Origin of the sequence: Lysinibacillus sp. Ag94 (genome assembly GCF_023242215.1) — a bacterium.
Taxonomy (GTDB): domain Bacteria; phylum Bacillota; class Bacilli; order Bacillales_A; family Planococcaceae; genus Lysinibacillus.
This window is the reverse complement of the sequence record NZ_CP096780.1, coordinates 3,612,627-3,631,708: the sequence shown is the minus strand read 5'-3', so window position 1 is coordinate 3,631,708 and position 19,082 is coordinate 3,612,627. Positions and strand designations below refer to the sequence as shown.

Below are 19,082 nucleotides of genomic sequence, written 5' to 3'. Positions count from 1 at the left end.
AGAAAACGTCAGCCTTATGTGCTGAAATGCCCTGAAATGACAATACATCATTTCAGGGTATTTTTTATAAATGGAGAAGTAAGGTTTTAACGAATATCTCTAACCCTTCTTGATCTTCCTTTGAAAAGCGGTTTACGATTGGACTATCGATATCAAGAACACCGATGACCTGTTCTTCTTTTATTAAGGGAATAACAATTTCGGATTGGGATGCAGCATCACAGGCAATATGTCCAGGAAAGTCATGTACGTCTTTTACTACTATTGTTTCTGCTTTGTCTACAGCTGTTCCACAAACTCCGCGTCCAATTGGTATTCTGACGCAGGCAGGTAAGCCTTGGAATGGCCCTAATACAAGTTCATCCCCCTGTAATACATAAAAACCAACCCAGTTAATGTTTGGTAGGAATTGATTTAGTAAAGCAGAGGCGTTGCTTAAATTAGCAATGCGATCGCTTTCTCCCGTAAGTAAGGCATCTAACTGTTTGGCTAATGTATTATATTGCTCGGCAATGGGTCCTTCATAATTAATTTGTGTAAACATAATAGCACCTCGTTTGAAAGTTATTTATTTTGGAAATATAACATTATAGTGTTGATGTAAATCAGCAACACTATGAGCATCTGAACCAAAAACAATTGGTAGCCCAATCGATTTACTATAATCGATAAAGGGTAAAGGTGGATAAGGTTCCTGACAATATGTTTTACTTAAACCAGCACTATTTAAATCTAGCTCATAGCCTTCTTCCTTCATTAAATCTAAAACTTCCCGAATCCGCGTAGAATCATCAATTTTCATCTTATGTGCTAATTGAAATTTGTGAATAAGTGAAGGATGTCCAATGCGCTTAGGCTTGTATTGCCCTAAATCTGCTTTAATGGATTGTAGGATGGTATCATAATATAAATTATACACTTGTTCAATAGAACCCACTTTTTTTGAAAAAGCCATAAAGCTTTCTGGAGAAAAGTCTATGCATGCAAAGGTATTTTGCCATTGTAAAAAATGGACAGATAAAATAGAGTCATCTAAAAAGTGTCCATATGTATCAAGAAATTGACGAGTTTCTTGTTCAAAGCCTTGAATATAGTCCACCTCAAGACCGATATGAATGCGAATATCTTGCGCATACTCCGCTTGAAGGCGTTGTAAATCTTCAAAATAAGGCATTAAAAATTCCGGATTCATACCACTATCTTGCTGAGGTGTAGGGTCAGTAAAATTCAATGGTAATGGTGCATGTTCTGTAAAGGTGATATCAGTAAAGTTGTGAGAAATTGCTTTTTCAATGTATTGCTTAAATGAATCAGAAGTACCATGTGGACAATAAGGACTATGAACATGGCCGTCACATTTCATAAAATTACCACTCCTTTAGCTTTTGGACCAAACACTTTTATTTGCGCAAATTGTTCAAAATTTAAGTAGGTGTTATTCTAGAAAGGCGTAAATACATAAAAAACACTCAAATTTTAGTACAAAAGGCGATAACATAGTATATAATAAAAACAACTAGCCAATTCGTTTATTGTAGAATAGGAGGCTTACGATGGAGTATATCATCATTCCGGTTATCCTACTATTAATTTTAGCGATAGTAGGATTTATGATGCGACGAAAACATACAACAATCATTGCTAAACTTGAAAATGAAAAATCACAAATACAAAACAATCCCATAAATGAGGAAATTTCAAAAGTTAAATCTTTGAACATGAACGGTGAAACGGAAGAGATGTTTGAACGATGGCGTAATAGCTGGGATGAAGTCATCGATGTACATATGACAAAAATTGATTCACTTTTATTTGATGCAGAGGATCAAATTAATAGACTTCGTTTTAAGAAAGCAACGTTAATTGAACGTGAGATAGAAGATTATATTCAAAAATGTGAACAAGATAAAGATAAAATCTTAGAAGAACTAAATGAATTAATTGGCAGCGAAGAAAAAAATCGTATTGAAATTGAACAATTAAAAGAATACTATCGCTCTGCACGTAAAACATTGTTAGCTCACCAACATTCATTTGGTGTAGCATTACCGGCTCTGGAGAAAAAGCTGGAGATGTTTGTTCAAAAGTTTGAGGAATTCGATGTTCTTACTAGCGAAGGGAATTATTTGCAGGCACGAGAAATTGTTATTGGATTGAACCAAGAATCACAACAGACATTTGAATATATTAATGATGTCCCAACAATTTTGACTGAATTGCAAGTAAAGCTCCCAGGAGCGGTACAAGAATTGCGTAGTGGCCAGCGTGAAATGGAGGAGCAATCCTACTATTTACAGCATTTAGAGCTAACTAAGGGGCTCGATAAATTTGATGAAGAATTTGAAACATTAAAAAATGAATTAGCAGAGCTTAATTTAAGCGTTGTTAAACCACGTGTAGCTGAAATAAATGAAGAGATTGATCACTTTTACGATCTACTTGAAAAAGAAGTTATTGCTAAAAATTACGTTGACCAAAATTGTGATCGTTTATTAAGCTCCATTACTAATGTTATAAGTTCAACAAGATTAGTAAGTGATGAAGCAACGTTTGTGCAGCAAAGCTATCGTTTAAATGAAAAAGATGCCGAAATTCCAAAAGCTGCATTAAAGCAATTAGAGGCTTTACAACGTCGCTATGATTTATTAGCGATGCGTGTTAGGGAGGAAAAATCTGCATACTCAAGTTTGCAGGAAGAATTGATTGAAATTAACGAGGAACTTGAACGTATTCATGAGGAGCAAGGTCACTTATCAAATACGATGAAGAAGCTCCGAATTGATGAAAACAAGGCCCGTGCACAAGTAGAAAACTTAAAGAAAACATTGCAAGAAACAGATCGTCTATTGAATAAGGCGAATATTCCAGGTATCCCTGAAGAGATGGACGCTCGTCTAGATGAGGCGGCAGAGCATATTTACGTAGTTATGCAAAGCCTTCAAGAGGTACCACTCAATATGGGAACAGTTCATAACAATTTAAATGCTGCAACACTTTGTGTAGAGGATGTAAAAGCGAAGGCGCATGAATTGATTGAAAATGTAATGCTGATTGAACGTATTATTCAGTATGGTAACCGTCATCGTGCCACAAATCCTAAGTTGCATAGTTGTTTAAGAGAAGCAGAAAAATCCTTTAATCAATTCCGCTATTCCAAGGCATTAGAAGAGGCTGGAACGGCAGTTGAAGAAATGGAGCCAGGTGCTTTAAAGCGAATTCAAGAACTTGTAGCAGAAGAAACGCATCAAAATAGTCAAGCATAATAAAGAATTACATCAGCTGTCTAAAAGGTATAGTTAATACTTTTTAGGCAGTTTTGTTATAAAGGTGCAAATTTCAATAAACATATTTGAAACGTTTGAGGAAGCTACGCATTCAATTTTAATGAGAAATGGAACGGGAAGCTTGACATGCTGTCTCACTACGATATTGATTAAAAACTATTAGAGGTGTTTCAAATGCAATTTTATATTCGGGAAATGAATGAAATTTTTGCGACTGATATTTTATGTTGGAAATATGAGGAACCATATGATTTTTATAACAATGATCTATGCGATGAATCTTTAAAAGAAATTCTTGAAAGTCCGTATTATGCAATTGTTAATGATAAAGAAGAGCTAGTTGGTTTTTTCTGTACAGGAACATCAGCACAAGTACCTATAGGGCGTAATTATGGTGCGTATTTAGACGAGTATATTGATGTGGGGATCGGGATGAAGCCTGAGCTAACAGGAAAAGGTTATGGTTCAGAATTTTTTTTGTTTATTTTAAATCAGCTACAACAAGAAAATCAAAGTCCTCTTCGTTTAACAGTAGCTACATTTAATACAAGAGCAATTCACCTGTATGAAAAATTAGGCTTTACAAAAGTCATGGAATTTACAGCTTCAACTGAATTTATAACAATGAAGAAAGATTAAAAATAAGCATGTTTAACTAGGGTTTATCAATACGGTGTTGAAATATAGTTTAAATATGGTCGCTGAAAGTGGAGGATGGCATTTATTTAAAGCATATGTCATGTATATAAGTTGATTGGAGTGGAGGTTGGGCGACTCCTCGGGTTCAGATCAGATCGCGAGTGAAGCGGCTCATCGGACGCCCCCACGAAGCTTTGCTCTGTAGCGAAAGTGAAGCGACAGCAACAAATGTTTTCTGTAGCGAAAGCGAAGCGACAGCAACAAATGTTTTCTGTAGCGAAAGCGAAGCGACAGCAACAAATGTTTTCTGTAGCGAAAGCGAAGCGACAGCTACAAAGCGCGCAGCCGGAACGGAAATCAACCTCACGTTATAGTAAAAGCCTAACACAATGTAAAACTCAAATTTTTATAGTCAGGAAACGCTCATAGTAAATTTTGATATGCCACTCTATAATGGGTGGTTTTGCACATTAAAAGTAAACAATAAGCGATTAAATTAGGATAATTGTTAAAGTTAGTAGTCAATCGCTGAAGATTGCGTTATGATAAATACCGTTAAATCAACGTTTTGAAAGTGTGTGAATATTAATGGAAGTTAATACAATCTATTTAGACAACAGTGCAACAACAAAACCTTTAAAAGAGGTTATGCAAGCATTTATGGCAGTGAATGAGCAGTATTATGCTAATCCTGCTTCCATTCATGCAATGGGTGTTGAATCAAACGAATTGTTAATGCGTGCACGTGAGCAAGTAGCAGATATTTTGCAGACAGAAGCAAAAAATGTGCTATTTACATCAGGTGGTACTGAATCCAATAACACGGCTATATTTGGTTTAGCACGTAGCAATACACATAAAGGAAATCATATTTTAACAACCGAAGTTGAACATCCATCTGTTCTTGAATCTGTTAAGCAACTTGAGCAAGAAGGTTTTGATGTTGAATACTTACAAGTCGATAAAAATGGTGTTATTTCTTTAGAGGAGCTTCGTACAAAAGTGCGCAAGGATACCATTTTAGTAAGTATGATGCATGTAAATAATGAAATGGGTGCTATCCAACCAATTTTTGAAGCTGCAAAAATTATTCATGAATCAAGTCGGGCAGCTTTTCACGTGGATGCTGTACAAAGCTTTGGAAAGTTACCAATATCATTTAACGATGAAGATGGACCAGACTGTATTTCAATTTCTGGCCATAAAATTCATGGCTTTAAAGGTTCAGGTGTACTAGCGTTCCGTAAAAAAATGAAATGGCAACCGTATGCACTTGGCGGAGGGCAGGAGTTTGGTTTACGTAGTGGAACAGTAGCTGTACCGCAAGCAGTAGCTTTATCCAAAGCAGCCCGAATGGCGGTCGAGACGATGAATAATCGTGCAAAAAAATATCGACAATGGAATGATGAAATATGTACGCAATTACGTGGTTATGGAGATGTAGTGCATATTTTATCAACCCCACAAGGTGCGGCACATATTTTATCTTTTAGTATTCGCGACTTAAAAGGTGAAGTCATTATCAATGCATTGCAAAAACGCAATGTAATTGTGTCGACATCGAGTGCTTGCTCATCGAAACAGACAAAAACAAGCCATGTTGTTGAAGCTTTAAATATTGATGAGCACTATAAAAAGGGTGTTATTCGTATAAGTTTTGGAGCGCATGTAACAAATGAAGATATAGTAAAGTTTAAACAAGTATTAGATGAAGTATTGATGGAACTTAAAGGAGAATATTAAAAATGATTTGGAAAGAAATTTTAATTCGATATGGTGAGCTTTCTACAAAAGGTCGCAACAAGATGGATTTTATTCGTCGTTTACGCGAGAACATTCGTCATGCGTTTGCTGATTTAGGACATTTACACATTCGCACAGAGCGCGACCGTATGTTTATCGGCATTGAAAATGAAACACAAATGGACGTTCTATTAAAAGGATTACCTAAAATTTTTGGTATCCAATCTTTTAGTCCAGTGGCAGCATGTGAAAAAGACATGGAGGCCATGAAAAAACTTGCCATAACAATTATGGATACATTTAAAAATGAGCAGCTTACTTTTAAAGTAGAAGTAAAGCGTACAGATAAAACATTCCCGTTAGAATCTCATGCTATTCAACGTGAAATTGGTAGTTATGTATTACCACGATATCAAAATTTATCAGTAAAGGTGAAACAGCCTGATATCGAGCTTCGTGTAGAGGTGCGTCATGATGCAACATATATGATGGCACAAGTTATTCCGGGTGCAGGTGGAATGCCTGTAGGTTCAAATGGTAAATCTTTATTAATGCTTTCTGGTGGAATAGATAGTCCTGTTGCAGGTTATTTAATGATGAAACGTGGAGTGCGCTTAGAAGCGATACACTTCTTTAGTCCACCTTATACAAGCCAAAATTCATTAGAAAAAGTAAAGGTGCTGGCTAATGAATTAACGAAATTTGGCGCTAGTATACGTTTACATGTGATTCCTTTCACTGAAATCCAAGTTCTTATTAAAGAAAAAGTACCTTCTAATGTATCGATGACAACCACTCGTCGTATGATGCTAAAAGTTGCTGACAAAGTACGAGAAGAAATTGGTGCATTAGCAATTGTTACAGGTGAAAGTCTTGGACAGGTAGCGAGTCAAACTCTTGAAAGTCTAACAGCTATTAATGCCGTAACTAACACACCAATTTTACGTCCATTAATCTCATCAGATAAATTAGAAATTATCGATATTGCAGAGAAAATAGGCACATACGAAACGTCAATTCAGCCATTTGAAGACTGCTGTACAATTTTTACTCCAGCAAGTCCAAAAACAAAGCCGAAGCTTGAAAAGGTTGAGCATTACGAAAGCTTCTCGGATTTTGATGAGCTAATCGAACGAGCAGCGAAAAACCGTGAAGTCTATATTTTCCCGAAAAAAGAGCAAGAAGCCGATAAATTTGCAGATCTTCTATAGAAGAAACTTGCGATTTCCTAAGCGAACGAGCCGACTCAAAATCTTGAGTCGGCTTTTTGTTTATTTCCTTCGTGGCACAATTTACCTAAAAAAAATTTGTATTAAAAATCTAATATCGCACATTCTATATTCACAAGGAGGTGAGAGACATGACTTCAAATCGCAGTTCAAACAAGCTTGCTGTACCTGGTGTAGAGCACGCACTTGATCAAATGAAATACGAAATTGCACAAGAATTTGGTGTTCAATTAGGAGCTGACGCTTCAGCTCGTGCTAACGGTTCCGTTGGCGGTGAAATCACTAAACGTCTTGTACAAATGGCAGAATCACAATTAAAAGGTATGCCAAACAACAACCTATAATTGCATAATCGCAATTATAAAATTAAAACCAGTGACCGTAAAAGGCACTGGTTTTAGTTTGTTTAAATTTATCAATTTTTATCCCGTATGAATGGGCGTAATTTATCTATATCAAAAGAGAAGCGTCATGCCCTCCCATTGTAAAAATCCGCTTGGAAAAGATAAAGATCCCCACTACCATTATCCTACAAATGATTTCAATGTAGAGACTGTATTTGCAATATCCTCACTTTGGCAAATTGCAGAAATAACTGCTATTCCATCAGCACCTGCTTTAAATACTATAGGAGCATTCGAACAGTTTATGCCTCCAATTGCAACGATAGGGAGATCCGGATATTGCATCCGAGCTTGTTGTAAAAAATTCGTTCCACTAGGTGGATTGGCGTCACTTTTAGAAGTGGTTGAAAAAATCGGACCAATTCCTACATAATCAGCACCATATTGTAGAGCAGTTTGTAATTCAGCTTGTGAATGAACAGAAACGCCTAAAATCATGTTGCCAATTTTATTACGCACCATCGACACAGGAAAGTCCTCTTGCCCAATATGAACACCGTCTGCTCTAAGCTTTATAGCCAGCTCGATATCATCGTTGACGATAAACGGAACATGATATTGTTGACAGAGCTTTTGACATTTACGAGCAAAATCTTCATAGGCTTGCCCAGTTAATGTATTTGGTCCTTTTTCGCGATATTGAAACATCGTAACTCCTGATTGCAGTGCTTTCTCTAAAACGTTTAATGGCTCGTGTTTGAAAACATTACTTGTACCCATTATAAAATATAGCTGTAGATCGTCACGTTTCATGAATGATCACCTCGCAGGAATTTTTCAAGTTTTGATAAGCAAAATGATTTGTAGGACCATGTCCATTACCGATTGATAAATCATGAGTTATAGCTAATTGAATAAATTTTTTAGCTTCTACAATCGCATCTTCTATAGATAGTCCACGACCAAGAAAAGCAGTTAATGCTGCGGAAAACGTACAGCCTGTACCATGCGTGTTTTTCGTTGCAATACGAGTGGACTGCATGGAAAATGACCGACCATCTTGGAAAAATACATAATCAGTAGCATAACGTTTATCCTCTAAATGACCACCTTTAATAATGACGCATTGAATGCCCATTTGTAATAAGACGTTAGCTGCTTCTTTAATATCTGTTAAAGAAGTGATTTTCCTTCCAGAAAGGGTTTCTGCCTCTGGAATGTTCGGTGTGACCACTGTTGCTAAAGGAAGCAAATAACTGCGTAATGCCTCAATTGCTTCTTGCTGTAATAAGCTTTCGCCACCTTTAGCAATCATGACAGGATCTACTATAAGCGGACAATTTATTGCAGTTAAAATCCGTGCGATTGATTGAATAATTTCCGAGGAAAACAGCATTCCAGTTTTTATAGCACTTATTGAAAAATCTTCGACAAGCGCTTGAAGTTGTTTTTCGACAAAACTAACTTCAATTGGTAAAACATCCGATACCCCGAGTGTATTCTGGGCGGTTAAAGCTGTAATAACAGACGTTCCAAATACCTTTAATTCCTGGAATGTTTTTAAATCAGCCTGTATTCCTGCGCCGCCACCGCTATCAGAACCAGCAATTGTCGTTACAATATGCATCATTGTTCACCACCCTTGGAGAGGCGGTGTAGTTCGTTCAAAACTGCAATTTGAAAATCGCCAATAGATGAAGTGGAAGAAGCAGCTTGCTCTGCTACTTTTTTATAAAGAGATAATGTTTCTATTAATTGGTCAAATGCCTTATTTCCTACAAGGTAGGAAGCACAACAAATGGCACTCAATAAGCAACCTGTTCCAGTGACTTCTGTCATTTGTGAATTTCCACCTGTAATCCATTGCTGATGTTCGCCATCAGTAATAAAATCCTTTTCACCGGTCACAATAACAATACAATTGTAAAGCTGAGCTACTTTTTGTGCCTCAACTTCTAAAGAAATTGAACCACTACCACTATCTACGCCTTTTTGTTGCCATTCTATATCGGCTATTGCTGCAAGCTCTCCGACATTACAACGAATAGCAGCAAAATTTATTTCCTTGAGTAATTGTTGTACCGTTTGTTTCCGGTAAGTTGTTGCACCTGCAGCAACAGGATCTAAAACAACGGGAATGCCAAGAGCATTTGCTTTTTTTCCTGCAAGTAACATTGATTCTTTCATTCGCTCATTAAGGGTACCGATATTTATTAATAAGCCTGAGGCAATTGCGACCATTTCTTCAACTTCATGACTGTCATCTGCCATAACTGGTGAAGCGCCTATAGCTAATAAGCCATTTGCTTGGAAATTAGCTACAACATAATTAGTAATGCAATGAATTAATGGATTTTGTTTACGGATAGTATGAAATAACATTTTTAGTCCTCCTTGTTGGATGGACGTAAGCGTGCAAAAAAGGCTCTTTTTCGTGTAGAAAAAAACACGTAAAAGAGCCTTTCATCAGTAAATAGATGTGAATTGCTCCCTACGTCAGTATTAACTAACAGGTTCAAAGGGTCAGGTTTTACCTTCTCAACTCTAATTGAGTCCCCCTGCAATCATGCTTTTAGTTGACCAAAATGTATCATATTATTCATTCGTGTTCAATAGGTTATTTTTTCTTCGCGAAAACAGCACTAATGCTATGTCAAAATTGATAGTACCAATACGTGACTGATGCCATATAGCAGAGCATGATAGTTGTCACGACTTTAATGAATTGGAGTGAATTCCATTGAAAATGATAAAAATTGAGTTTTATAATGAGCGTACAAAAGGGGGCATTTGCCATGAAAAGAGAAGATTTAATCGCACCAGAATGGTATAACATTTCAGATGAAATTGAAAAATATGCACAGGATTCTACTAAAAATGCATTATTAGTTTATAACGAAGATGAGGAAATTCAATACTTAACATATCGAGCTTTACTTGAAAAGGCAAACCAGGCAGCACATGTATTTACAACTCAAGGTTTAAAAAAAGGTGACGTTATTTTGGTTATGGTGCCAAGATCAGTTGAAGCGTATATCGTTTATATTGCTGCCTTAAAGGCAGGCTTAACGATTATACCTAGCTCAGAAATGCTAAGAACGAAGGATATTGAATATCGAATCAATCATGCCAATGCAAAAGGCGTTGTTGCATTTGAACCTTATATTGAACAATTCGATAATGTTGGAAATTTACAAGAAATACAGCAGTTTGTCATTGGTCATGCACAGGAACCTTGGCAGCCATTGCTTGAAAAAATGCAAAATCAACCGACGACTTACATAAGTTCTACACCGACTAAGAGTACAGACATTGCATTTTTAGCTTATACGAGTGGTACAACCGGCAATCCAAAGGCAGCGGTTCATACACATAGCTGGGGTTATGCGCATTTGCGAACTACTGCACCAAATTGGTTAGGTGTACAAGAAGATGACATTGTTTGGGCTACCGCAGCACCAGGTTGGCAAAAATGGATATGGAGTCCGTTCCTTGCTACTTTAGGAAGTGGTGCGACAGCATTTGTTTACAAAGGTCACTTCGATGCGGCAACCTACCTTTCATTGCTTGAGAAATTCAATATTAATATTCTATGTTGCACACCGACAGAATACAGATTTATGGCAGGTCTTGAAAATTTGCAAGACTTCAATTTAAGTACGATACGTCAGGCAGTGTCAGCCGGTGAACCTTTAAATAGTGAAGTGATAAAAGTATTTTCCGACGTCTTCAATGTACAAGTACGAGATGGTTATGGACAAACAGAGAATACACTACTTGTTGGAACAATGGTAGGGATGGAGGCTAGAATGGGCTCAATGGGCAGACCTACCCCAGGTAATACGGTTGAAATTATTAATGATTTTGGAAATCCTACTGTAATTGGAGAAGTAGGAGATATTGCTGTGCACTGTGAATCACCCGCGTTATTTAAGAAATATTTAAACGATCCCGAACGTACAAATTTACAATTTAGGGGTGAATGGTATATTACAGGAGATCGTGCATATAAAGATGAAGATGGCTATTTTTGGTTTGAAGGACGTGGGGATGATGTCATTATTTCGTCTGGGTATACGATAGGTCCATTTGAGGTAGAAGACGCGTTATTGAAGCATTCAGCAGTAAAAGAAACGGCCGTAGTTGCGAGTCCCGATGAAATTCGTGGAAATGTCGTGAAGGCATTTGTTGTGCTGACTGATGGAGTAGTGGGTGATGAAACGCTTATAAAAAAACTACAAAGCCATGTAAAAACTTTAACAGCTCCTTATAAATATCCTCGTGCTATTGAGTTTGTTACTGAGCTACCAAAGACTACATCAGGCAAAATTCGCCGTGTCGAATTACGTGAGCAAGAAAAAATCCAATATAGTAATCATCGTTAATTTCCTAGGAAATAATGTCGAAAATCAAAGTTCCTGCTTTTTTTATGAACTTTGATTTTTTTTTAATAGAAGATAATGTAGTATAGGTTGAATAAGTTGGATTGGTTAAAGCTTTTGCATAGTATTGGTCAGTTACCGAAATTTGGGAATGTTATTTGTTAAAATGTGTAACTTGTTTATAAGTGGATTGGACTAGTTAAAAGTCAACCCCATGTTAAGGTGCTAAGCATATTATTGCAATAAGTATGAAACAAATTTGGATATCAATCGTATAACGTTATGAGGAGGCGGAAAGATATGAATGGTAAAAGGTGGACCGCTTTAATAATTGCAGGTGTATTATTATTGTTTTCATTAGGGATCAACACAATTTTTGCAATTTTTAAATCGAATTTCTTCAGTAATTTTGATAGCTTGGTGGCGGGAAATGATTTAACTGTGATGGAAGAAGTTAAAGAAAGCGGCGATATGGATAAACGTATTGCATACTTAAAGGTTGATGGTACGATTCAAGATGTTGGCTCAAGTACGTTTTGGGAACCAGTTTCTTATGATCATCAATTTTTCTTAGATCAATTAGAAAACATTTTAAATGATAAGACTGTGGAAGGTATCGTCTTAAGTGTTAATACACCAGGTGGCGGTGTAAAGGAATCAGCTGAAATCTATAAAAAACTCATGGAAATTAAAGAAGAGAGACAAATTCCAATCTATGTAACTATGGATTCGATGGCAGCTTCAGGTGGTTATTATATTTCAGCGCCTGCAGATAAAATATTTGCGCAACGTGATACAATTACAGGTTCAATTGGTGTCATTATGCAATCTATTAATTATCAGGCATTAGCAGAAAAAGTTGGGATTAAATATGAGACGTTTAAATCTGGTGAACATAAAGATATGCTTAGCCCAATGCGTGAAGTAACACCAGAAGAGCGTGCTATGATGCAAGACATGATTAATGAAACATATCAGGAATTCGTTCATATTGTGGCAAAAGGTCGTAATATGTCTGAAGCTAATGTGAAAAAAGTTGCCGATGGTCGAATTCTTAGTGGTAAGAAGGCTCTGGAAGCGGGCTTAGTAGATGAGATTGGCGATGAGGAAGCAGCAATTACTGCAATGCGTAAAGACTTTAGTTTAGAGGACGCAGAATTATTTGAGTATTCATATGAGACGGGTGGTTGGCCATCATATGTTGGGATGAAGATTGGATCAATGTTTGGCCCTTCAGCAGAGGAAAAAATGTTGATGAAAATTATGGCAGATTATAAAGCACCAAAAATGATGTACTTATATGGCGAAAACTAAGGAGGGAGTACAATGACAAACAATGATATTGTTATGCAAGGTTCACCCTCTATGGAGAATACGTTCCTAATAAATCAGCCAATTACGAATAAAAATTATGCGTTAAAAACGGCAGGCTTTTGGATACGTTTCTGGGCATTTTTATTAGATGGATTCGTTATTACAGCTATAGGTGGAATTCTCGTTAACCCAATTTTTTATTTAATGGATTGGTCATTATCTGAGACTGTATGGTATGCACCGATTTCGATTTTATCTGCTATTCTTTATTACAGTTATTTCGTATTAATGACGAAGTTTTTTGGGCAAACATTAGGGAAAATGATATTTGGATTGCGTGTTATTTCATTAAAGCATGATAAACTGACTTGGTCAGATGTGTTATTCCGTGATTGGATAGGGCGTATCATCAATAGCATTTTCATGCCACTTTATATTCTTGTAGGCATTTTACCAAACAATCAAGGTCTACATGATTATTTCGCGGATACAACAGTCGTTCATGAAAAAGTTTATGTTGAAAAAGATATTGTGCAATCATATTTGCCAATCAAAGAGGAAAAGACTAAATCTGCACCTCTAGAGGAAAAATCAGAACCTGAAAAGCTGGAAAAACATAACGAAGAATAATGGCTTGAGCTGTCTCATTACGGTGAGACAGCTTTTTTTGTGATGGTAGAGGTGATTAATGATTTGTTCATTGGAGAAAAGTCCCGAAAGTTGGGATGACATTTAATTATAGCGACTTCGTTCAGGCGGGGTGACTCTTTGGGAATTAGCAATAGAGGAAAATGTATCACGATCTGTGATAACCCCTTCATTACCAACACCCTGCTGCTGCCACTTCGCTGTCGCGCAAAAAACACCCTGCTGCTGTCGCTTCGCTGTCGCGCAAAAAACATTTCCTGCGCCAAGCTGCTAAATCGCTAGTCGGAACGAAAATCAACCCTATATTATGGTGATGAGCTTGGGGAAATGGTGCAATCATAAGCAATTATGGTAGAACAGGTTCGAGAAAATTCTTTCAAAACTATTTTGATGAGCTGTCTTAGTTGCAATTAATTCCCTCCATTTAGTAATATTATGTACATATGAAGATTAGGAGGCGTTTATATGGCACAAGTAACATTTAAAAATGGCCCAGTAACACTTGTAGGTAACGAAGTAAAGGTTGGAGACAAAGCACCAGACTTTACTGTATTAGCGAATGATCTATCACCTGTTACATTAAAAGATTCAGAGGGGAAAATTCGTTTATTTAGCGTTGTACCATCATTAGATACTGGTGTTTGTGACGCACAAACACGTCGTTTTAATGAAGAAGCAGCAAAGTTAGGGGATAATGTAGTTATTTATACCGTATCTGTTGACCTTCCATTTGCTCAAAAACGTTGGTGTGGTGCAGCAGGCATTGATGCTGTTCAAACAATTTCGGATCACCGTGATCTTTCATTTGGTGAAGCATACGGTGTCTACATCCAAGAATTACGCCTTCTAACGCGTGCAGTGTTTGTTGTGGATGCAAATGACAAAGTGACATATGTGGAATATGTTCCTGAAGCAACAAACCATCCAGACTATGAAGCGGCAATTGCAGCTGTCAAAGCACTAGCATAATTTATTGATATTAGGCTAAGATATTACTAGACAAAGGGGCTGTGACAAGTTTTTGTCACGGCTCTTTTCTGCTTGAAAGGAAGTTATGTATGGAAAATATCGAAAAGTTATTTGGTAAGCTAAATGAACATGCTGAAAAAATAGAAAAAGAACATAATGTTACATTACTAGAGGGGATTTTAGATGGTTTAGAGGCATGGTTAGATGGGGAAGTTGACTTTTCACAAGACGGTGCTACAAAGGAAGATGTGCGCAAAGCAATTCAAATTGCTGTTTTAAAGGGGATGCGAAAAGGTTCTCAACCGAATCACCAAATGACACCTGATACTCTTGGATTATTAGTTGGTTATTTTGTGGAGCAACTATTTGCAGAGCGACTAAAAACAGAAAAAATATCTATTTTAGATCCAGCAGTAGGTACAGGAAATTTACTATTAACAGTTATGAATTTATTAGACGGAAAAACAGAAGCTACAGGTGTAGAAGTTGATGAGCTACTTATTCGTATAGCTGCTGCTACAGCTGATTTGACAGAGCAGCCCGTTTCCCTATTCCGTCAAGATGCTTTACAAGATTTATTAGTAAATCCTGCAGATGCTGTAGTTTGTGATTTACCGGTCGGGTATTATCCGAATGAAGACGTCGCATTAGATTATGAACTATGTGCTTCAGAAGGAATGAGTTATGCACATCATTTATTTATTGAGCAGTCCATTAATTACACAAAGGATGGGGGCTACTTATTTTTCTTAGCACCAACCCATCTCTTCGAGTCTGAGCAGTCGAAACAACTGCATAAATACATTCAAAAGCATGCTTGGATTCAAGCGATTATTCAATTGCCAGATACAATGTTCGCCAATAAAGCACTTGAAAAGAGCATTGTCATTTTGCAAAAGCAAGGTAAGGAATTCAATGCTCCAAAAGAAGTATTATTAGCAAAAGTACCAAACATGCAAAATAAACAAGCTCTTGCTATGTTCTTCGAAAAAGTGAAGATGTGGCAAGAAGGGAAATAAGTATAAAAGGTATCCAAAATAGGATACCTTTTAGTTTGTCGCTAAAAGAATAAAATAAAATAACTTTTACTACGAGTCGCTGCAAAAACGAAAGGGTTAATTTTCGTTCCTCTATTGCTAATCCCCAAAGAGTCGCCCAGTCTTCATGCTAATCACCCACTGCACTTCTTAAAGTCATAAAGGTTTTTCAACAATAAGAAAAAGGTACCCAAAATAGGATACCTTTTATGTAAGACAAAATTAATTTTCAGGTGTACGGATTACAAGTACGTCACATTTAGCTGAGCGAACAATTGCTTCAGATACTGAACCGATTAGGAAGCGTTCTACTGCATTTAGACCAGTTGCACCACAGATGATTAAGTCTGCGTCTACAATTTTAGAAAGCTCTTTTGTAATGATATTTTTTGGTGAGCCGTATTCAATTACAAGGTTAACATTTGTTAAGCCTTCTTCTTCAGCTTGTTTTTTGTAACCATTTAATAGCTCTTCAGAGAATGCTTGTGCACGCTCAGCAATTGAACGATCATATGCTTCGATTGCAGCGAAAGAACGTGTGTCAATAACATTTACTAAATTTAATACAGCACCTTCATTACGTTTTGCTACATCAATCGATTTACGGAAAGCGTATTCAGCTTCCTTAGAACCGTCTACTGCAACTACAATGCTTTTATATTTATTAGCCATTTGAATTACCTCCCTGATTTGTATATGTTGATTATACCAAATGATTTTCTAAAGGAAATACTTTCCGTCATAAAAAATGTGAAGAAGTGAAGGCATTTACATGCACAAAAAAATAAATAGTACTATCAAAAAGCAATTTTTTTGTTACTTTCGAGGCATTCTACAGGAAATCTCATATCGACAAGAATAACTAATTACCAATATATTAATTGGAATGTTTGTCATTGTTAGAATATTAGAAATTTTATCTATTATTATTTTAATTAAAGCATTTTTTGTTTATGTTTGGTAATATGGAAGTGCAAGGGGTGCATCAATACATCGAAGAGTATGTAACAAAATGTGCTTATTTTTTAGGTAATGGAAGGGGACAGGGAAGATGAAGATTGGTATTCCAAAAGAAATTAAAAACAATGAAAACCGTGTAGCTATGACACCAGCAGGGGTTGTTACATTAACGAATGCAGGTCATGAAGTGTACATTGAATCTGGAGCAGGTTTAGGCTCAAGCTTTCCAGATGCAGACTACGTTGCTGCAGGTGCTCATATTGTTGAGACAGCAAAAGAAGCATGGGCACAAGAAATGATTATGAAAGTAAAGGAGCCCGTAGCATCAGAATACGATTACTTCTATGAAGGTCAAATCTTATTTACTTATTTACATTTAGCGCCAGAGCTTGAATTAACGCAGGCACTTTTAAATAAAAAAGTTGTAGGCATTGCTTATGAAACAGTGCAATTAGCAAATGGATCCTTACCACTTTTAACACCAATGAGTGAAGTTGCTGGTAAAATGGCAACGCAAATTGGTGCACAATTCTTAGAGAAGAATCATGAAGGTAAAGGTATTTTACTAGGTGGTGTATCGGGTGTACCACGCGGTAAAGTAACAGTAATCGGTGGCGGTATAGCTGGAACAAATGCAGCGAAAATAGCTGTAGGTATGGGTGCTGATGTAACGGTTATTGATTTAAGCCCAGAGCGTTTACGTCAATTAGAGGATTTGTTTGGCCGTGATGTTCAAACATTAATGTCGAATCCTTATAATATCGCAGAATCAGTGAAAAACTCAGATTTAGTAGTTGGGGCAGTTTTAATTCCTGGAGCTAAAGCACCAAAGCTTGTTTCTGAGGAAATGATTCAGTCAATGCAACCGGGTTCAGTAGTAGTCGATATCGCTATTGACCAAGGCGGAATTTTTGAGACATCTGATCGAGTGACGACACATGATGATCCAACTTATGTAAAACACGGAGTTGTACATTATGCGGTAGCAAATATGCCAGGAGCTGTACCACGTACATCAACAATTGCTTTAACAAATAATACAATTCCTTATGCGCTACAAATTGCGAATAAAGGTTACAGACAAGCATGTGTTGAAAATGCTGCACTAAAACTAGGTGTTAATACTATAGATGGACATCTTGTTTACAAGGCTGTTGCAGATTCTCAAGGCTTGCCATATGTAAATGTTGATGAATTAATTCAATAAGTAACAATACAAAAGGAAGCACTATGTTTAATGATGAGTGCTTCCTTTTGTATTGTTGAAGAACTATGGCTCCGTTCCATACTTAGGCCTTTGTAGCTGTCGCTTCGCTTTCGCTACAGGAAAGATCAATCCTTTGCGGAAGCGGAAGAGCTATACTTTACACTAAAAAAGGAAGCAACCGACATGGTGCTTCCTTTTCCTTAAATAAACTTACAGTACAATCAAGTCTTTCGGGAATTTTGTAAGTATTTCTACGCCATCTTTTGTTACTACCACATCATCTTCAATGCGGACACCAGTCACATCGGATTTATAGATACCTGGTTCAATTGTGAAGACCATGCCTTCTTCCATAGTCATTTCATTAGCGCCTGTAACAGATGGGAATTCATGTACAGAAATGCCTAGTCCATGACCAAGTCGATGTGTGAAATATTCGCCATAGCCTGCGTCAGTGATAGTATCGCGAGCGATTTTATCTAAATCCATTGCGCGAACACCTGGTTTTACAGTTGCGATTGCATTTGTGTTAGCGGCTAATACTGTGTTGTAGATTTCCTTTTGTGCCTCACTAGGTTCACCAAAGGCAACCGTACGTGTAATGTCAGAACAATAACCGTCGTAAATTACGCCAAGGTCGAATAATATCATATCGCCTTTTTCTATTTTTCGAGCACCTGGTTTACCGTGTGGAGAGGCTGTTTTTGGACCGCTCAATACCATTGTTTCAAAGGACATCTTGCAGCCTTTATCCTGAATAGCGCTTTCGATCGCAGTTAAGATTTCCATTTCTGTTTTGCCTTCAGCAATTTCTTTACAGCCGATTTCAATAGCATAGTCTGCTAGTTCTGCAGCTTTACGTAATTTTTCTAATTCTGTTTCATCTTTAATTACTCGCATTGCATTGATTTTTTCGTCAAGACGAACAAAACTAGCCTGCGGGAATGATTGTTGTAGGGCCTCTAAACGCTCTACGATGAGCTGAGCTTTTTCAATAGCAAATGTTTGTGGGTTAACATTACGAGCTTTAATAGCTTGGGCAAGAACTTCCATTGAATTTTCAGTATCTTGATGACCGATGACCTCATAAGGCCAACCTGCATCCTTCGCATCTGGGATTTCCATTTTGGGGCAAATTAAAAAAGGTTCTGCCTCTTTAAAAATCATCACGCCAAGTAATCTCTCATGCGGATTACTTTTAAAGCCTGAAACGTAAAAAACATTATCAGGTGTCGTTACGAAAGCGGCATCAATTTGGTTTTGTTGTAAATAGTTTTGAATTTCTTCAACCTTTAACATAGACAGTTCCTCCTCTTAGTGCATTGA

At 37.0% G+C, this 19,082-nt stretch carries 18 protein-coding genes and 1 riboswitch; of the genes, 11 read left to right on the top strand and 7 right to left on the bottom strand.

Features of this window, described 5'->3' with window-relative positions; genetic code table 11:
• Positions 1–64: 64 nt before the first annotated feature.
• Both MY533_RS16980 and hisJ read right to left on the bottom strand, forming a co-directional pair.
• Positions 65–544, bottom strand: a complete 480-nt coding sequence (locus MY533_RS16980; protein ID WP_132357220.1) for a GAF domain-containing protein — start codon at positions 542–544, stop codon at positions 65–67.
• Positions 545–568: 24 nt separating this feature from the next.
• Positions 569–1,363, bottom strand: a complete 795-nt coding sequence (hisJ, locus tag MY533_RS16975) for a histidinol-phosphatase HisJ (RefSeq protein ID WP_248716894.1) — start codon at positions 1,361–1,363, stop codon at positions 569–571.
• 190 nt (positions 1,364–1,553) lie between these two features.
• On the opposite strand from hisJ, the gene ezrA reads away from it, so the two are divergent.
• The 5 genes from ezrA (at position 1,554) to MY533_RS16950 (ending at position 7,239) form a co-directional block, all read left to right on the top strand.
• Positions 1,554–3,263, top strand: a complete 1,710-nt coding sequence (gene ezrA / locus MY533_RS16970; protein WP_248716893.1) for a septation ring formation regulator EzrA — start codon at positions 1,554–1,556, stop codon at positions 3,261–3,263.
• A gap of 195 nt (positions 3,264–3,458) precedes the next feature.
• Positions 3,459–3,923 carry a GNAT family N-acetyltransferase gene (locus MY533_RS16965; RefSeq protein ID WP_248716892.1) on the top strand — a complete coding sequence of 155 codons (465 nt, stop codon included), beginning with the start codon at positions 3,459–3,461 and terminating at the stop codon, positions 3,921–3,923.
• Positions 3,924–4,511: 588 nt separating this feature from the next.
• Complete coding sequence (locus tag MY533_RS16960) at positions 4,512–5,666, top strand: cysteine desulfurase family protein (RefSeq protein ID WP_248716891.1); 1,155 nt, start codon at positions 4,512–4,514, stop codon at positions 5,664–5,666.
• 2 nt (positions 5,667–5,668) lie between these two features.
• A complete protein-coding gene (gene thiI, locus MY533_RS16955) occupies positions 5,669–6,877 on the top strand; it encodes a tRNA uracil 4-sulfurtransferase ThiI (RefSeq protein WP_248716890.1) in 1,209 nt (402 codons plus the stop codon).
• Positions 6,878–7,026: 149 nt separating this feature from the next.
• Positions 7,027–7,239, top strand: a complete 213-nt coding sequence (locus MY533_RS16950) for an alpha/beta-type small acid-soluble spore protein (protein WP_132357214.1) — start codon at positions 7,027–7,029, stop codon at positions 7,237–7,239.
• 180 nt (positions 7,240–7,419) lie between these two features.
• On the opposite strand, the gene thiE is transcribed toward MY533_RS16950, so the two are convergent.
• Genes thiE through thiM form a run of 3 tightly spaced genes read right to left on the bottom strand, consistent with a single transcriptional unit; the run spans position 7,420 to position 9,621 of the window.
• A complete protein-coding gene (gene thiE / locus MY533_RS16945) occupies positions 7,420–8,052 on the bottom strand; it encodes a thiamine phosphate synthase (RefSeq protein WP_248716889.1) in 633 nt (210 codons plus the stop codon).
• Positions 8,042–8,866 (bottom strand): bifunctional hydroxymethylpyrimidine kinase/phosphomethylpyrimidine kinase, encoded by an 825-nt coding sequence (gene thiD / locus MY533_RS16940; RefSeq protein ID WP_248719230.1) that lies wholly within the window; start codon positions 8,864–8,866, stop codon positions 8,042–8,044. The genes thiE and thiD overlap by 11 nt, the downstream gene beginning before the upstream one ends.
• Positions 8,866–9,621 (bottom strand): hydroxyethylthiazole kinase, encoded by a 756-nt coding sequence (gene thiM / locus MY533_RS16935; RefSeq protein ID WP_248716888.1) that lies wholly within the window; start codon positions 9,619–9,621, stop codon positions 8,866–8,868. Before thiM ends, thiD begins: the two co-directional genes overlap by 1 nt.
• Positions 9,622–9,710: 89 nt before the next feature.
• A riboswitch (TPP riboswitch) is annotated at positions 9,711–9,809 on the bottom strand.
• Positions 9,810–10,034: 225 nt separating this feature from the next.
• Between thiM and mbcS the strand changes: the two genes are divergently transcribed.
• The 5 genes from mbcS (at position 10,035) to MY533_RS16910 (ending at position 15,571) form a co-directional block, all read left to right on the top strand.
• On the top strand, positions 10,035–11,624 hold the full coding sequence (gene mbcS / locus MY533_RS16930; RefSeq protein WP_248716887.1) for an acyl-CoA synthetase MbcS: 1,590 nt from the start codon (positions 10,035–10,037) through the stop codon (positions 11,622–11,624).
• 297 nt (positions 11,625–11,921) lie between these two features.
• Positions 11,922–12,935 (top strand): signal peptide peptidase SppA, encoded by a 1,014-nt coding sequence (sppA, locus tag MY533_RS16925; RefSeq protein ID WP_248716886.1) that lies wholly within the window; start codon positions 11,922–11,924, stop codon positions 12,933–12,935.
• A gap of 12 nt (positions 12,936–12,947) precedes the next feature.
• Complete coding sequence (locus MY533_RS16920; protein WP_248716885.1) at positions 12,948–13,565, top strand: RDD family protein; 618 nt, start codon at positions 12,948–12,950, stop codon at positions 13,563–13,565.
• A gap of 483 nt (positions 13,566–14,048) precedes the next feature.
• Positions 14,049–14,552 carry a thiol peroxidase gene (gene tpx, locus MY533_RS16915; RefSeq protein WP_248716884.1) on the top strand — a complete coding sequence of 168 codons (504 nt, stop codon included), beginning with the start codon at positions 14,049–14,051 and terminating at the stop codon, positions 14,550–14,552.
• Positions 14,553–14,641: 89 nt separating this feature from the next.
• A complete protein-coding gene (locus MY533_RS16910; protein ID WP_248716883.1) occupies positions 14,642–15,571 on the top strand; it encodes a class I SAM-dependent methyltransferase in 930 nt (309 codons plus the stop codon).
• A 240-nt stretch (positions 15,572–15,811) separates the two neighbouring features.
• On the opposite strand, the gene MY533_RS16905 is transcribed toward MY533_RS16910, so the two are convergent.
• The gene (locus tag MY533_RS16905) at positions 15,812–16,261 is read right to left on the bottom strand and encodes a universal stress protein (RefSeq protein ID WP_049667487.1); all 450 of its coding nucleotides are present in this window, start codon (positions 16,259–16,261) and stop codon (positions 15,812–15,814) included.
• A 379-nt stretch (positions 16,262–16,640) separates the two neighbouring features.
• Between MY533_RS16905 and ald the strand changes: the two genes are divergently transcribed.
• Positions 16,641–17,756 (top strand): alanine dehydrogenase, encoded by a 1,116-nt coding sequence (gene ald / locus MY533_RS16900; protein WP_248716882.1) that lies wholly within the window; start codon positions 16,641–16,643, stop codon positions 17,754–17,756.
• A 210-nt stretch (positions 17,757–17,966) separates the two neighbouring features.
• Here ald and MY533_RS16895 read toward each other — a convergent pair whose 3' ends face one another.
• The gene (locus MY533_RS16895; protein WP_248716881.1) at positions 17,967–19,055 is read right to left on the bottom strand and encodes a M24 family metallopeptidase; all 1,089 of its coding nucleotides are present in this window, start codon (positions 19,053–19,055) and stop codon (positions 17,967–17,969) included.
• Between the last annotated feature and the right edge of the window lie 27 nt (positions 19,056–19,082).

What these genes read in the sequence shown, in the direction of transcription:
- ald (WP_248716882.1), top strand. Translation starts at nt 16,641, where the DNA reads ATGAAGATTGGTATTCCAAAAGAAATTAAAAACAATGAAAACCGTGTA.
- tpx (WP_248716884.1), top strand. Translation starts at nt 14,049, where the DNA reads ATGGCACAAGTAACATTTAAAAATGGCCCAGTAACACTTGTAGGTAAC.
- MY533_RS16895 (WP_248716881.1), bottom strand. Translation starts at nt 19,055, where the DNA reads ATGTTAAAGGTTGAAGAAATTCAAAACTATTTACAACAAAACCAAATT.
- MY533_RS16960 (WP_248716891.1), top strand. Translation starts at nt 4,512, where the DNA reads ATGGAAGTTAATACAATCTATTTAGACAACAGTGCAACAACAAAACCT.
- thiD (WP_248719230.1), bottom strand. Translation starts at nt 8,866, where the DNA reads ATGCATATTGTAACGACAATTGCTGGTTCTGATAGCGGTGGCGGCGCA.
- MY533_RS16950 (WP_132357214.1), top strand. Translation starts at nt 7,027, where the DNA reads ATGACTTCAAATCGCAGTTCAAACAAGCTTGCTGTACCTGGTGTAGAG.
- ezrA (WP_248716893.1), top strand. Translation starts at nt 1,554, where the DNA reads ATGGAGTATATCATCATTCCGGTTATCCTACTATTAATTTTAGCGATA.
- MY533_RS16920 (WP_248716885.1), top strand. Translation starts at nt 12,948, where the DNA reads ATGACAAACAATGATATTGTTATGCAAGGTTCACCCTCTATGGAGAAT.
- sppA (WP_248716886.1), top strand. Translation starts at nt 11,922, where the DNA reads ATGAATGGTAAAAGGTGGACCGCTTTAATAATTGCAGGTGTATTATTA.
- MY533_RS16910 (WP_248716883.1), top strand. Translation starts at nt 14,642, where the DNA reads ATGGAAAATATCGAAAAGTTATTTGGTAAGCTAAATGAACATGCTGAA.
- MY533_RS16980 (WP_132357220.1), bottom strand. Translation starts at nt 544, where the DNA reads ATGTTTACACAAATTAATTATGAAGGACCCATTGCCGAGCAATATAAT.
- mbcS (WP_248716887.1), top strand. Translation starts at nt 10,035, where the DNA reads ATGAAAAGAGAAGATTTAATCGCACCAGAATGGTATAACATTTCAGAT.
- MY533_RS16905 (WP_049667487.1), bottom strand. Translation starts at nt 16,261, where the DNA reads ATGGCTAATAAATATAAAAGCATTGTAGTTGCAGTAGACGGTTCTAAG.
- thiI (WP_248716890.1), top strand. Translation starts at nt 5,669, where the DNA reads ATGATTTGGAAAGAAATTTTAATTCGATATGGTGAGCTTTCTACAAAA.
- thiM (WP_248716888.1), bottom strand. Translation starts at nt 9,621, where the DNA reads ATGTTATTTCATACTATCCGTAAACAAAATCCATTAATTCATTGCATT.
- MY533_RS16965 (WP_248716892.1), top strand. Translation starts at nt 3,459, where the DNA reads ATGCAATTTTATATTCGGGAAATGAATGAAATTTTTGCGACTGATATT.
- hisJ (WP_248716894.1), bottom strand. Translation starts at nt 1,363, where the DNA reads ATGAAATGTGACGGCCATGTTCATAGTCCTTATTGTCCACATGGTACT.
- thiE (WP_248716889.1), bottom strand. Translation starts at nt 8,052, where the DNA reads ATGAAACGTGACGATCTACAGCTATATTTTATAATGGGTACAAGTAAT.